This is a genomic window from bacterium (assembly GCA_016124905.1).
Taxonomy (GTDB): domain Bacteria; phylum Pseudomonadota; class Alphaproteobacteria; order Rickettsiales; family RI-342; genus RI-342.
This window is the reverse complement of the sequence record WGMV01000018.1, coordinates 13,802-27,457: the sequence shown is the minus strand read 5'-3', so window position 1 is coordinate 27,457 and position 13,656 is coordinate 13,802. Positions and strand designations below refer to the sequence as shown.

The following is a 13,656-nucleotide window of genomic DNA, read 5'->3' as shown; positions in this document are numbered from 1 at the left end:
CGTGCCCATGATCCATCCCACTGCCGTTGTCGCCCCCGAGGCCAGGATTGCGGATAATGTCCGTATCGGCGCGTTCTGTGTCGTCGGCCCCGAAGTCACACTGGATGAAGGCGTGGAGCTGAAATCCCATGTGGTGGTGGAAGGCAAGAGCCATATCGGCGCGCGTACGGTCATTTACCCGTTCGCGGCCATCGGCCATGCACCGCAGGATCTGAAATATAAGGGCGAGGCCTCCAGCCTTACCGTTGGGGCGGATTGCATGATCCGCGAATATGTCACCATCCATCCCGGCACGTCGGGCGACAAGATGCACACCGAAATCGGCCATCACTGCCTGCTGATGGTGGGCGTGCATGTGGCGCATGACTGCGTGGTGGGCAATTACGTCATCATGGCCAACAATGCCACGCTGGCGGGACATGTGCATGTGGGCGACCATGTGGTGATCGGTGGGCTTTCGGCCATTCACCAGTTCGTGCGCATCGGCGCGCATGCGATGATCGGCGGTATGTCGGGCATTGAGCATGACGTGATCCCTTACGGCTCGGCCATGGGGGAGCGCGCCAACCTGGCGGGGCTGAACCTGGTGGGGCTGAAGCGCCGCGGCTTTTCGCGCGAATCCATCCACCAGCTGCGCCATGCCTACAAGGCGCTGTTTGAAAGCGACGGCACGCTTGGCAGCAGGCTGGAGCGCGCGCAGAAAGAATTCGCCGACCAGCCGGAAGTGATGGAACTGATCCGCTTCATGACGAATGATTCCTCGCGTTCCTATTGCGTTCCCAAACCCCACGCGGCCTGATGGAGATGGCAATGGCATCCGCAAGCACCGCCGTCATCGCACCTGACCTGTCCACCGACATTCCGGTGGGTGTGGTGGCCGGCAGCGGCGAGCTGCCGCGCATGGTGGTGGAGCGATTCCAGCGCGACAAGCGGCCCTTTATGGTGGTGGCATTCCAGAACGAGACGCACCCGGAAACGGTGATCGGCGTGCCGCATGTGTGGCTGACGCCGGACAAGCTCGGCACGGGCATCCGAGAACTGAAGCATCAGGGTTACCGTAATCTGGTGATGGTCGGGCGCGTCGCACGGCCGGAACTCACCAGCCTGACGCCGGATTTTTCCACCGTGCGGCTGCTTTACCGGCTGCTGAAAAGCCGCCGCGCGGGCGACGATGCCGTATTGGCGCAGGTGGTCGGCTTCATGGAAGACCGCGGCTTCACCGTGCACGGCGTGCAGGAAGTGATGCCCGATGTGGTGGCCCCGCAGGGCGTGATGGGCAGCGTGGCGCCGGATGCGCGCGCGCAGGCGGATGTGGCGCTGGGCATTGAGGTGGCCAAGCATATGGGCCCCTATGATATCGGCCAGGCGGTGGTGGTTCAGGGCGCGCGCGTGCTGGCGGTGGAAGCCGCCGAAGGCACGGACCAGATGCTGTCGCGCATCGCGCCGCTTCAGAATAAAACCCCAGGCGGCGTGCTGGTGAAGCTCAGCAAGCCGAGCCAGGATATTCGTGTGGACCTTCCCGCCGTGGGACCGGAGACGGTGCGCAATGCCGCCAAGGCGGGGCTGAGAGGCATCGCGCTGGAAGCGGGCCGCTCCATCATGATCCGCCGCGAGGCGATGATTGCCGAGGCCAACCGGCTTGGGCTGTTTTTGTATGGGGTTAAATCGTGAGCATCACCTGTTACCTGATTGCGGGTGAAAGCTCGGGCGATATCCTGGGCGCCAGGCTGATGGAAGCGCTCCGCTGCAAAGAGCCAAGCATCCAGTTTTACGGCGTGGGCGGCGAGCGCATGAACGAGGCCGGGCTGGTGAGCCTGTTTCCCATCCATGACATCGCCGTGATGGGATTTGTGGAAATCATCCCCGGATTGCCGCGTATTTTCAAACGGCTGAAACAGACGATTGCCGATATCCGTGACAAGAAACCGGATGTGCTGATCACCATCGATGCGCCCGGTTTCAACCGCCGCATTGCCGAAGCCATGCAGCCCGAGCGGCGGCAGGGGAAAATGAAGCTGCTGCATTATGTGGCGCCTTCCGTCTGGGCTTACCGGCCTGAGCGAGCCAAACGGCTAGCGGGGCTTTACGACATGCTGCTGGCGCTGCTGCCGTTTGAGCCGGACTATTTTGAACGGGAAGGATTGAGCACGAAATTTGTCGGGCACCCGGTAGTGGAAGACACATTGCAGGGCAATGGCGCGGCCTTTCGCCGCCGGCATGAGCTGGGCGAAACGCAGCCCCTGCTCTGCCTGCTGCCAGGCAGCCGCCGGGGCGAGCTGAAGCGCCATATGCCGTTGTTTGCTAAAACGGTGGCGCTGCTGAAGCAGCAGATACCCGACCTTGCAGTGGCCATGCTGGCCGCGCCGGGCATGGCGCCGGATGTGAAGAACTGGCCGGTGCGGCCCATTCTGGTAAGCCGCCGTGAAAAGGCCGATCTCTTCGACGCCTGCAACGTAGCACTCGCCAAATCCGGCACGGTGACGATGGAGCTGGCCGTGGCGCGGTTGCCGATGGTGGTGACCTACAAGGTAAGCAGCACCAGCGCGCGCATGATGCGCAAGATGATGAAAATGCCCTGGGTGAACCTGGTGAATATTCTGCTGAAGCAATCCATCATCCCGGAAAAAATCCAGGAAGACGCCACGCCGGAGACACTGGCGCAGGCCGTGCTTACACTCTGGAACGACAAAGATGCGCAGCAGGCGCAGCTGCAGGGGATGCAGCAGGCGCTCGGCATGCTGATGCCGGAAGGTGCGACGCCCAGCGAAGCCGCCGCCGATGCGGTGTTAGCGAAGGTAGCACCCGTTGTTGATGTCAAGCACCGTGCCCGTGCAGTGACGCGCTGAGGGCGACAATAAGTACAGCACCGATTCCGCCACGGCCTGGGCCGTCAGGGGTTTCTGGATGAGTTCCGTTTCACGGTAATGTTGAATACGCTCCGGCGGCACCTGCGCGAGCATGCGGGTTTCCACCAGGGTTGGCGCGACGGCGTTGACACGGATGTTGGGCGCAAAGGTGAGCGCGCAGCTTTTGGTGAGGCCCACCAGCCCGGCCTTGCTGGCGCCGTAGACGATATCTGAACTTCCGCCGAAGGCGGTGACGGAGGCCATGTTGACGATGACGGCCTCGCCCTGCTGATCTTGCATGTGGGCGAAGAATCTCTGGCTGAAATGGATGGCGCCGGCAAGGTTGACCGACAGCACACGCTGGATTTCCTCTGGGGTGTAATCAAGCGGTTTTTTGGCGGGATAGATGCCCGCGTTATTGACCAACGCATACAGCTCCCTGCCCTTCAGGCCTTCAAACAGCCCGGCGACCTGGGCGGCGTCGGCCACATCCAGCGGGTAGACGGAATGCGGGGCATCGCCCAGCAGGGATGCGGATTCGCGCAGGCCTACCTCGTCCAGATCACAGAGGATGAGGTTCCAGGATGCCTGGCGGGCGAGTAAGTGCGCAATGGCGCGGCCGATGCCGCCCGCTGCGCCGGTGATGATGACGCCCTTCACCGCCGGGCTTTCGGCAATGCGCGGACGCGCACGCCGGCGCGGCCGGTCTCCACGATGCTGCGCACCTGCGGGTCGTCCATCAATTGATCGAAATTGTCGCGGATGAGTTCGTTGATGGCATCCACGGGGTTGGAGAATTTGCTGTAATATTTATCGCTGCGGATGTGGGTGCCGTAGATGGGCTGGCGGCCGTTGAAAAATTCATAGTCCACTTCCAGGATCCATTTTACGCCGAGGGAAACCTGATCGGACAGGAGGCGTGCGACCGCACCGCGAACCGATGCGCCGCCCGGCTGGTTGCGGATGCCGACACGGTCCATCTCGGCCTCGAAGGCCTGCTCCATGTGCTGCTGCACGGGGATGTCGAGATAGATGTGGGAGATGGGAATGCCTTCCACCTGGTTGGCGCTGAGGCCCTTGCGCTGGGCGCCGGTGTAGTCGAAACGGATGACTTCCAGCTGGCCGTTGTAGTGCGCCTCGCTTTTCGCCCGGTAATGCGGGGCGAATTTGCCGACGCAGCCTCCCAGAAGGCAAGGCAGCAGGAACGGCAGCAGAAGAAAGGCGAGGTGTTTCTTTTTGTTTTGCATGGGTGGCTCCACCGCATTATCTGTGACTCATAGTTTACCGTGCGCTGTAAATCGCCGCAAGCCAAGGTTTTCATGGATTTATTTCAAACTTTACTCATCAAGCTCATTCCCCTCTACATCCTTATGGGTCTGGGCTTTGTGGCCGGGCGGTTTTTGAAGGTGGACAGCCACTCCATCGCGCGGCTGATGATGTATGTGATCGTGCCGTTCGTGTTTTTCACGGGTATCAGCCGCATGGAGATGTCTCCCTCGCTCATGCTGGTGCCGGTGGTAGGCTATGCGATTGCCAGCACGATGGGGTTGGGTGCGTATGCGGTGGCGAAGCGGATTTATGGCGACAACAGGGCCAATATCATCGGGCTGGCATCGGGCACGGCGAATATCGGCTATTTCGGGCTGCCGGTGGCGATGATGCTGTTCGATAAGCAGGGTGTGGGGATTTACCTGCTCGGCATCATCGGCAACGTGCTTTATGAGAACAGCTTCGGATTTTACCTGACGGCGCGCGGGGCGCATGATGCGCGCGAGGCATTGCGGCGCACGGTGCGTATGCCCTCGCTGCATGCGGCGATCCTCGGCATCCTTGCCAGTGCGTTGCATTGGCAGCCGTGGGGAGTGATTACGGATACGGCCAGTTATTTCACGGGAACCTACACGGTGCTGGGCATGATGATGATCGGGCTTGGGCTGGCGGGGCTGGAGCATTTCCGCGTGGATGTGAGGTTCACGGGGTTGCTGTTCCTCATCAAATTCGCCGGGTGGCCGCTGTTGACCAGTGCGGTGATCCTGCTCGACAACAGCGTGCTGCATCTGTTTGACGAGGCGGTGCATCATGCGATGCTGCTCGTTTCCTTCATGCCGCTTTCGGCCAACAGCGTGGCCATTGCCAGCCTGCTTAACTGCCAGCCGCAGCGCATGGCGACCGCGGTGCTTATCAGCACATTTGTGGCGCTGGTGTATGTGCCGTTGATGGTGGGGCTGTTCATCCAATGAGAACCTGCCCATGCTCTCTACTGCGACGGGCTGCAAACAGCATTCTTTCTGCGCTTCGATGCTCACGTAGCGCTGCTACGCTCCGCTTCGATGCTCAAAGAAATCCTGTTTTCGCCTCGTCGCAGCGAGAGCATGGGCAGGTTCTACGGGCGCATGTATTGAATGTGCTGTTCAATACCGGGCTGGGCGGGGTGGAACAGGCGTTTCTCGATACATGCGTGGCGCTAAAGGCAGAGGACATCCATGTGACGGCACTGGCACGGCCGGATGCGGCCATGCTGCCGGTGCTGAAGGAAGCGGGGGTGGATATGATCACCTCGCGCTGGATAGGCCATCGCTGGGCGGCGCGGGTGCCGTTTTTGCCGTGCTGGCTGGCGGGAAAATGGAAGCGCTTCGGGTTTACGCATGTGCTGGCGCATAATGCGCGGGCGTTGCCGTTGCTGAAACGGCTATTCGGTAGTTTGCCGCTGGTTGCCATGAGCCATGGGAGCGACAAAGGGTTTGGCGCGGCCACGCGGGTGCTGGCAGTAAATGGCAGGCTGGCGGAGCGGTTGCGTGCCGCCCTGCCGGGGATGAAGGTGGATGTGCTGCCGAATATGATTGTGGAGGTGCCGCCGCTGGTGGCGCACAGGCCGAACATGCCCCCTGTTATCGGTACGCTGGCAAGGTTGAGCGCACGCGGGGAAAAAGGCGTGGACATGCTGCTGCAGGCTTTAGGTCTGCTGGCGGCGCGCGGGGTGGGGTTCAAGGCTGTCATCGGCGGTGACGGGCCGGACAGGGACGCGCTGGAGGCAGAGGCCGCGCGGCTTGGGCTGGCGGGGAAGCTGGAATTTGTAGGATGGGTGAAGGACCGGGACGCGTTTTACCGGCAGGTGGATGTCTATTGTCTGCCGTCGCATCACGAGGCGTTCGGGCTGGTGTTGCTGGAATCGATGGCGCATGGGGTACCGATAGCGGCAACCATGTGTGACGGGCCGCTGGATATTCTGCATGATGGCAAGAGCGCCCTGCTCTGTCCCGTTGGTGATGCGACGGCCATGGCGGATGCATTGGAACGGCTGGTGGCGGATGAAGCGCTGCGCAGGCAATTGGCGGCGGCGGCGCATGCGGATGTTCAGCAGTATCGGATGGATGTGGTTGGGAAGAAACTTGCGGCGTTTGTTGCGGAGGCCTGACTGGATTCCCGCCTTCGCGGGAATGACGGATGTTTAGCTCTTGATCCAGTTGCGTTCGTTTTCCGGCATGCAACTATGTTGCGGCCTTCGGCCTGATACGCGGCAATAAGCCGCGACGCGCTGGCGCGCTCCGGCATGCCTAGCTGCTGGATTTGATCCAGTTGCGTTCGTTTTCCGGCATGCCGAAATAATAGCCCTGCATGTATTCCACGCCGAGATCCATGAGGATTTTGGCGGTTTCGCCGTTTTCGACCATCTCCGCTACGGCTTCGAGGCCGAAGCCCTGGGTGAAATCCAGCAGGGTTTTGACGAAAAAGCGGTTATCGGCGTTGCCGGGAAGTTCGCGGATGAAGGAGCCGTCAATTTTTATCATGTCGCAGGAGAGGCCCTTGAGCTGGCGGAACGACGTGTAGCCGGAGCCGAAATCATCCAGCGCCACGCGGCAACCCATGGCCTGAATGGCGGCGACGAAATAGGCGGTTTCGCCCAGGTCGCGCTGGGCGGCGGTTTCGGTGATCTCCACAATCATGCGGTGGGCGATTTCAGGTGAGGCTTCCAGCACCTTGGTGAAGCTGTCGAGCCATTCGGAATCATTGGTGGTGAGGTTGGAGATGTTGAAGGCCAGCACCACGCTCGGGTCGCGCATCATGTCTTCCACCACCATTTCCAGCACGAGCTGGTCGATGATGTTGATGATGCCCATGCGCTCCGCCACCGGGATGAGCGCACCGGCGGAAGTGACGCGGCCATCCTCCCCGCGCAGGCGGAGCAGGCATTCGTAATGGGCGATCTTACCCGTTTTGGCATGGATCACGGGCTGATAGGCAAGTTGCAAGCGGTCGGAATGGATGGCGCTGTGCACGTAGGTGGCCATTTCCATCTGCTTGATGGAGGCGGCGCGGTTCTCGGAGGCATCCTCGGGGAAGCCCATCGCCTCGCCATGGCTGGCTTTGAGCGTGATGTAAGCATGATCGATGACATCGAGCACGCTGGCCTGGCCACCTTCGCAGACTTCCGCCAGCATGACGCAGCCAACCGCAGGCACCACATGCAGTGGCTGAATGCTGGAGGACATGCCAAAGCGCTTGAGCATCAGGTTGATCTCACGCGTTTTGGCGATCATCGTATTCTTGTCGGATTTGTTGAAGATGATGGCGAACTGGTCGCGCTGGATGCGGAAAAGCTCGTCATGCTTGCCGATGGCGGCGCGCATCTTCTCTTCCAGTTCCAGCACGATCTGCTCGGCGCTCAGGTGACCGTAGCCGCTGATGATCATCGGCATGTTCTCGATAGAGACGACCAATAGGGCGCCCTTTTGGGTTTTCATGCTGGATTGCAGGGCCTTCTGCAGTGCTTCCATGAAGACCAGCGGGTAATGGTAGGCTTCCTGCAGGGCGCTTTGGATGAGGGCGCTGGAGGAAACATCGATATCCGACACGAGGCGGGGCGTGAGGGTGGCGATGATTTTGAGGACATTGCCTTTGCCGTCGCACACGCGGGTGCCGTTTTCATGCACATAGGCATGGCGGCCGTTGGGCAGCTTGAGGCTGTATTCGCAGGTATAATGGGCGGAGGGCTTTTTCTTGCCCCTCCCCATAGCTGGGGTTTTGGGCGGCACGAAGCGTTTGCCCTGCACGGCGGGAAGGCGTTCATCGCCGATCATGGCCTCGAACTGGGAGGCTTTCTGCACGGCGAGCATGTTGGGGAGGCTGAGGACATCGGCGGCATTTTCGGACCAGTGAAGCTCACCGGTTTTGATATCCCACTCGAATACGGCCATTTGCGCGGCCGTCAGGGCATGGTGCAGCCACGATAATTCCTTGCTGGCGCTGATATTCGCGGCGGGTTTCACGGAAACGGCATTTCCTGCAGGCGGTTAGCCCCGGCACCATGCCGGAAGCTCGCACATTATGGCGCAGGAATGGTTAAACTCTGCCTAAGCATTGCTTTGCAAAGCGTTTACGGCTGTTGGATTCAAGAGGTTTTTTGCTTGATGAAGGCACAAAAAAGGCCGCTGTTTCCAGCGGCCTTCTCTGTTTATGCCTTTAAGGCTTACGCAACGGCGGCGTTATTGGCCTTTTTCAGCACGCCGATCACCTTTTCGGCGGCGGCGGTGTGGTCCATGTTCTCAGCCGCGGCGACTTCGTAGGTCAGGCGGTTGAGGGCGGATTCATAGATCATGCGTTCGCTGTAGGAACGGTCCGGCTGCTCGATGTTTTTGTGCAGGTCGCGAACCACTTCGGCGATGGAGACGATGTTGCCAGAGTTGATTTTTGCCTCATACTCCTGGGCGCGGCGGCTCCACATGCCTTTGGCAGCCTTGGCCTTGCCCTGCAGGGTGGTCATGGCTTTGGTGATATCGTTGCCACTGGAGAGCGGGCGCAGACCGGCTTTGGCGGCGCGATTAACGGGCACGCGAAGGGTCATGCGGTCTTTTTCGAAATAAATAACAAAGACTTCCAGCTTCATTCCGCCAATTTCCTGGTTTTCGATGGCGGTGATGCGACCTACGCCATGGGCCGGGTAAACGACGTACTGATTGACGACGAACGTAACGTCCTGACTTTTCTTTTCGGCGGCAGGTTTAGCCATCGTGACGCTCCATTTGGTTGGAAGGGGCAAGGCAACCTGAGTCACCAGGGTGTGAAATGGGGGGCTAATGCAAGCTAAAGGAGAGTAGCGCGCAGGGGCATCCGTACCACACAGTCAGAGTGTAGCACAAACGGATGCTTAAATAAATGTTAAAATTTTAGACAAATGCGTGCCTTATATTTGCTGCATTGTGACAGCAGTATTACGGCAGTCCAAGCATGTTGACAAGCCGCATAATGTAGGGGTCGGGCCGCATTCGCCTTTCCATATCTGGTATTTATATCGATCGCCCGACAAAAAGACATGGGCCGGATGCTGTTTATTCATGGCGCGCAGCAGGATTGTGATTTGTTTGTGACAGGGTTTTGTAGTGGTCAATTTACTTGCCTCTTTTTGATTCCCGTCATTGTGAGGAGGCGAAGTGCACTGATAGCTGGATTGCCACACTCGCGTTGCTCGCCCGCAATGACGAACCATCAAACAGGGCATGACCAACTACCAGTTTTTGGTGTCATTCCAGCGAAAGCTGCAATCCAAACAAGCTTGGCCTTCCCGGGGTGTCTGCAATAATGGCATGGTCGGCTGGATTCCAGCTTTCGCTGGAATGGCGGATGGAGAATTCAACCCAGTTTTGCACCGTTCTGAACCGGCTTGTCCGGCACGGCCAGCACCACGTCGCCATTTTCGCGGTAGAGGCCGGTGACGAGGAACTCCGACGTGAAGGGGCCGATCTTCTTGGGGGGGAAGTTGACCACGCCGATGATCTGCTTGCCGACGAGCTCTTCCACCCCATAAAGCTGGGTGATCTGGACGCTGGAGCATTTCACGCCCAGTTCCGGCCCGAAATCGACCCAGAGTTTGTAGGCAGGCTTTTTGGCTTCCGGAAACGGCTCGGCCTTCACCACCGTGCCTGCGCGGAGGGCGACCTTCTCGAAATCGGACCAGGAAATGGTGTTAATCATGGAAACGGACTTTCCTACGCCGCTCTCCCGCTTGTGGGAAGAGGGTTGGGGTAAGGGGCTGGTATGCGTGAGAGGCACTTAGATTTCAGCCATCCCCCTCACCCAGCTACGGCTAGGCTCGCGTTGCTTGCCAAGCCTTCGCAGCCCTCTCCCCCCTGTAGGGTGGAGAGGGGTATTATGGATTAGACCAGCAGCTTGGCGAGCTTGCGCTGCGGGCGCTTTTTCCAGGCGCCGCGATGGTAGGCATCGCTGGCGAGCAGCGGCAGCACGCTGGTGGCTTCGGCATAGACCATCTGTTCATAGGTCACGTCCACCTTGCCCCAGGAGCAGGCTTCCTTCAGCGTGGAGGAGCTGCAGGCACCGTCGCGCACGTCGGCCACCGTGATCTGGATGGCGTATTTGTGCATGGGGGAATCATGGCCCAGCAGCTCGGCGCACACCACCGTGTCCTGCACGAAGTTTTTGGGCACGCCGCCGCCGATCATCAGCAGGCCGGATTCGCCGGACTTGATCTTCAGCTCGGTCAGCTCGCGAAAGTCCTTGATGGAATCAATGGACATGTGGCTTTTGGGGTTCTTCACCTGGTGCATCACCAGGCCGAAACCGGCGCTGGAATCGGTGAATGCAGGGCAGAAGATGGGCACGTCATACTCATAGGCGAGCTTGACGAGGGAGTTTTCCTTCTTGCCCTTCTGCGTCAGGTATTTGCCCATTTCGCGGATGAATTCGCGCGAGGAATAGGGGCGCGGCTCGAGGCTGTCGGCGATTTCGAGGATCGTGCCATCGCAGGCCTGCAGGTCTTCCTCATCGATGTAGGTATCATAAATACGGTCGATGTAGAGGTCACGCAGTTCGCGGTCGTCAATGGCCGGGGAGCCTTGATAATGCTTGAAGCCCAGGCCTTCGAAGAAGTCCATGTCCACAATGGTGGCACCGGTGGCGATGATGCCGTCGATCATGTTGTGTTTGATCAGGTCGGCATAAAGGTCCATGCAGCCGCCGGCGGAGGTGGAACCCGCCACGGACAGGAAGATGGTGCAATCCTTTTCTTCCAGCATCATGTTATAGATGTCGGCAGCACGGGCCAGATCACGCGAGGTGAAGGACATTTTGCGATAGCTGTCGATGATGGGGCGCGCATCAAAGCTTTTGATGTCGATATGCTCCACCACGTTAGCGAGCAGCTCGCTTTTGCGTTTTGCCTCCGGGCCAACCTTACTTGATTGGGGGGCGTTCTTTTTTTGTACAGCAGTCATCAGGCAACTTCCTTGGTCAGTACGGTTTTTTCTTGTTGAGTGAAGCGCCCGGTGTTGAGCGACATCACGGGCTCGTCTTCCAGCACCACGGTGTGGTCGGAATAAAAGCCATTAAAGCGGGTTTGCAGCGTGGAGCCATAGGCGCCGAGCTGGCCGATTTCGATCCAGTCGCCTTCCACGACATCGTCCGGAAGGGCGAAGGGGCCGTTCATCGTGTCCAGGCTGTCGCAGGTCGGGCCGAAGAATTTGTAACCGGTCATGCCTGCATGGCCGCTGCCGCCTTCTTCGTTATCAATGTGCCCTTCGCGCACCAGGCGCGTGGGGAACACCATGCCGGGAGAGCCTGCATCAAACAGCGTGCCGTAGGTGCCGTCGTTAATGTAGAGCGCGTTTTTCTTACGCAGTTCCACACGCACCACGACGGAGCCGCCTTCAGCGACCAGCGCGCGGCCTGGCTCGCACCAGAGTTCCGGCTGCCCCATTCCTTTTTTATTGGCACCGAAATGGGCATGCACGGAGGCACGGATGGTGTTGATGTAGACGCTCAGATCCGGCGGGGTGAGGCCCGGATAGATGGACGGGAAACCGCCACCGACATCCAGCACATCCAGCTTGATGCCGCTTTTCTTCACCAGTTCGGCAGCCTTGGCGATGGCCGTGTCGTAGGCGGTGGGGTCCATGCACTGGGAGCCGACGTGGAAACAGATGCCCACGCGCTTGCCCACCTTGCGGGCCAGGCGCAGCAGCTCCTCGGCTTCATCCATGTTGGCGCCGAATTTGCCCGACAGATCATGCGCGGCGGAGCCTTTGGGCAGCGCCAGACGGATGTGCAGGCCCAGATCGGGCGCGGTGCCATCGACTTCACCGGTGGTGGTCATTTCCAGGATTTTGTGCAGTTCCTCGAAGGAATCGAGCGAGAAATCACGCACGCCATATTGGTGATAGGCCTCGCTGATCGCCTCGCGGCTTTTCACCGGGTGCATGTAATACATGGTCGCATCCGGGAACATGGAATGCACCTGCTGGATCTCCGGCAGGGAGGCGACATCGAAATGGCGCACGCCCGCCTGATACAGCACGGCAAGCGCGTGCGGCGTCGGGTTGGTCTTCACAGCGTAAAGGGTTTTACCGGGGAATGTTTGGATAAACCAGCTGGTAACGCGCTTCACCGCATGGGGACGGAAAATGTGGACCGGAAAGGAAGGCTGAATGGCTTTCACCATGGCTTTCACGTTCGGGTAGGTCTGATGTGCTAATTGCTCCGATGGAACGGCCTGGTTAGCGATGTTAGTAGTAGTAGGCGTTGCCACAGCGGGCATTGCAACATCATGTTTCATTTCACCGATTCCTTGCGGTGGTGCTTCTGCCTTCCCTAAGTGGCTAGGAGTGCAAAAGCGGTTGGTCCATCAAGAGTGTCTCCGTGTCTCTCTAAAGTTTTCCCACTGAGTTCAACGAGTTGTTGGGCAACCCGCCTTCCTCTAAACGTTATATAACGTAAATGGTCGGCTTAAGTAATAAAAAATTGTGCCTCACGCCAGTATTTTTTCACCTTAACGAAAAAAAAATTATTCACTGGAAATATCTAGTCCCTTCAATGGGATGCCATCCCCATCCACAGCCGGTCCTAAGTGCTTATTTTTGGCTGTTTTTTGGGCCAAGCGGGGTGGCTTTTAGCACGAAAAACAAAAAAGCGGGAGAGAGGTTTCCCTCTCTCCCGCTTTGAGTGCGCTCGCGGGCCTTATTCGTCGGAAGAAGCTCCAGGCTGACCGGCATCGTCGCCCGCTGGCGTTTCGGCCCGCGGCTGGCGCGGCGCGCGGGGCTGGCGAGGCTGATCGCCCTCGGCACCCTCGCGGCGGCGGCCATAAAGGCCACGGCCGCGTGGCTGGCGGGGCTGCTCTTCCTCAGCGGGGCCACTGTCGTCGCCCTCGCCTGCGGCGGCGTCACCGCCCAGGGTTTCCGGCGCGCGGAAGGAAGGGAACGCAGGCGGGAGCGGAAGCCCCATGGCCGGAACGCCCATGGAAGGCGCCGCAGCAGGCTGCTGGCCGCCATTCTCGTCATCACCCTCGCCCTGAGCCTGGCTATGCTGGCGCTGGTGGCGCGGCTGGTGCTGGCCGTGCTGACGGTTTTGCTGGCGCTGCTGATGCCCCTGACGGACCGGCTCACCTTCGGCCGCATCCTCGCCCTCGGTCTGGGCATCATTTTCGGCATCGCCTTCGCCTTCCGCGCCCTCGCCTTCAAATTCATCGCTGAAGGCGGCAGCCGCTTCGCGTTCCTCTGCTTCAAAGAAATCCACGATGCGGGTATAGTGGTCGGCATATTGCAGATAATATTCCATCTGCACCCGATCCCCCACCATTTGCGCGTCGCGCGCGAGGTTCTGGAATTTCTCGCGCATCTGCAGGGCCTGCATCTTGGTTTTGCCCTCGTGCGTGCGGGCGCCCTGGCGCTGGCCGTTATTGTTGAAACGGCGGTGACGGTTGCGGTTATTGTTGTTGAAGGGGCGTTTGCCGCCGCCGTTGTTATTGCCGCGCTGGAAATTCATCGGGCGGTTTTTGTTGCGCATCATGTTCACGGCTATTGCCTTT

12 protein-coding genes are annotated in these 13,656 nt (G+C 59.5%); 5 read left to right on the top strand and 7 right to left on the bottom strand.

Going from position 1 to position 13,656, the window contains the following annotated elements:
* Position 1: 1 nt before the first annotated feature.
* From lpxA to lpxB, 3 genes are read left to right on the top strand one after another with little or no spacing between them, the layout of a single operon-like run.
* Positions 2-799 (top strand): acyl-ACP--UDP-N-acetylglucosamine O-acyltransferase, encoded by a 798-nt coding sequence (lpxA, locus tag GC177_05590; protein ID MBI1275427.1) that lies wholly within the window; start codon positions 2-4, stop codon positions 797-799.
* Positions 799-1,671 (top strand): DUF1009 domain-containing protein, encoded by an 873-nt coding sequence (locus GC177_05585; GenBank protein MBI1275426.1) that lies wholly within the window; start codon positions 799-801, stop codon positions 1,669-1,671. The genes lpxA and GC177_05585 overlap by 1 nt, the downstream gene beginning before the upstream one ends.
* A 2-nt stretch (positions 1,672-1,673) precedes the next feature.
* Complete coding sequence (lpxB, locus tag GC177_05580; protein MBI1275425.1) at positions 1,674-2,846, top strand: lipid-A-disaccharide synthase; 1,173 nt, start codon at positions 1,674-1,676, stop codon at positions 2,844-2,846.
* Here lpxB and GC177_05575 read toward each other — a convergent pair.
* On the bottom strand, positions 2,787-3,656 hold the full coding sequence (locus tag GC177_05575) for an SDR family oxidoreductase (protein ID MBI1275424.1): 870 nt from the start codon (positions 3,654-3,656) through the stop codon (positions 2,787-2,789). The genes lpxB and GC177_05575 overlap by 60 nt on opposite strands.
* Positions 3,657-4,165: 509 nt before the next feature.
* On the opposite strand from GC177_05575, the gene GC177_05570 reads away from it, so the two are divergent.
* Both GC177_05570 and GC177_05565 read left to right on the top strand, forming a co-directional pair.
* Positions 4,166-5,086, top strand: coding sequence for an AEC family transporter (locus tag GC177_05570; protein MBI1275423.1), 921 nt, complete (start codon positions 4,166-4,168; stop codon positions 5,084-5,086).
* A complete protein-coding gene (locus GC177_05565) occupies positions 5,083-6,261 on the top strand; it encodes a glycosyltransferase (GenBank protein ID MBI1275422.1) in 1,179 nt (392 codons plus the stop codon). Before GC177_05570 ends, GC177_05565 begins: the two co-directional genes overlap by 4 nt.
* A gap of 139 nt (positions 6,262-6,400) precedes the next feature.
* On the opposite strand, the gene GC177_05560 is transcribed toward GC177_05565, so the two are convergent.
* The 6 genes from GC177_05560 to GC177_05535 all read right to left on the bottom strand — a co-directional run bounded on the left by GC177_05560 (position 6,401) and on the right by GC177_05535 (position 13,637).
* Positions 6,401-8,113 carry an EAL domain-containing protein gene (locus GC177_05560; protein ID MBI1275421.1) on the bottom strand — a complete coding sequence of 571 codons (1,713 nt, stop codon included), beginning with the start codon at positions 8,111-8,113 and terminating at the stop codon, positions 6,401-6,403.
* 200 nt (positions 8,114-8,313) lie between these two features.
* A complete protein-coding gene (locus GC177_05555) occupies positions 8,314-8,853 on the bottom strand; it encodes a CarD family transcriptional regulator (GenBank protein ID MBI1275420.1) in 540 nt (179 codons plus the stop codon).
* 620 nt (positions 8,854-9,473) lie between these two features.
* Positions 9,474-9,812 (bottom strand): tRNA-binding protein, encoded by a 339-nt coding sequence (locus tag GC177_05550; GenBank protein MBI1275419.1) that lies wholly within the window; start codon positions 9,810-9,812, stop codon positions 9,474-9,476.
* A 185-nt stretch (positions 9,813-9,997) separates the two neighbouring features.
* Positions 9,998-11,071: a deoxyhypusine synthase gene (locus GC177_05545; protein ID MBI1275418.1), complete on the bottom strand. Its 1,074-nt coding sequence runs from the start codon at positions 11,069-11,071 to the stop codon at positions 9,998-10,000.
* Complete coding sequence (locus GC177_05540) at positions 11,071-12,408, bottom strand: type III PLP-dependent enzyme (protein ID MBI1275417.1); 1,338 nt, start codon at positions 12,406-12,408, stop codon at positions 11,071-11,073. Before GC177_05540 ends, GC177_05545 begins: the two co-directional genes overlap by 1 nt.
* Positions 12,409-12,809: 401 nt before the next feature.
* On the bottom strand, positions 12,810-13,637 hold the full coding sequence (locus tag GC177_05535) for a DUF4167 domain-containing protein (protein ID MBI1275416.1): 828 nt from the start codon (positions 13,635-13,637) through the stop codon (positions 12,810-12,812).
* Between the last annotated feature and the right edge of the window lie 19 nt (positions 13,638-13,656).

Bases quoted from the DNA above. Each gene is read 5' to 3' on its own strand.
- GC177_05585 (MBI1275426.1), top strand. From the start codon at position 799: ATGGAGATGGCAATGGCATCCGCAAGCACCGCCGTCATCGCACCTGAC.
- GC177_05570 (MBI1275423.1), top strand. From the start codon at position 4,166: ATGGATTTATTTCAAACTTTACTCATCAAGCTCATTCCCCTCTACATC.
- GC177_05565 (MBI1275422.1), top strand. From the start codon at position 5,083: ATGAGAACCTGCCCATGCTCTCTACTGCGACGGGCTGCAAACAGCATT.
- GC177_05555 (MBI1275420.1), bottom strand. From the start codon at position 8,853: ATGGCTAAACCTGCCGCCGAAAAGAAAAGTCAGGACGTTACGTTCGTC.
- GC177_05545 (MBI1275418.1), bottom strand. From the start codon at position 11,071: ATGACTGCTGTACAAAAAAAGAACGCCCCCCAATCAAGTAAGGTTGGC.
- GC177_05540 (MBI1275417.1), bottom strand. From the start codon at position 12,408: ATGAAACATGATGTTGCAATGCCCGCTGTGGCAACGCCTACTACTACT.
- GC177_05535 (MBI1275416.1), bottom strand. From the start codon at position 13,637: ATGATGCGCAACAAAAACCGCCCGATGAATTTCCAGCGCGGCAATAAC.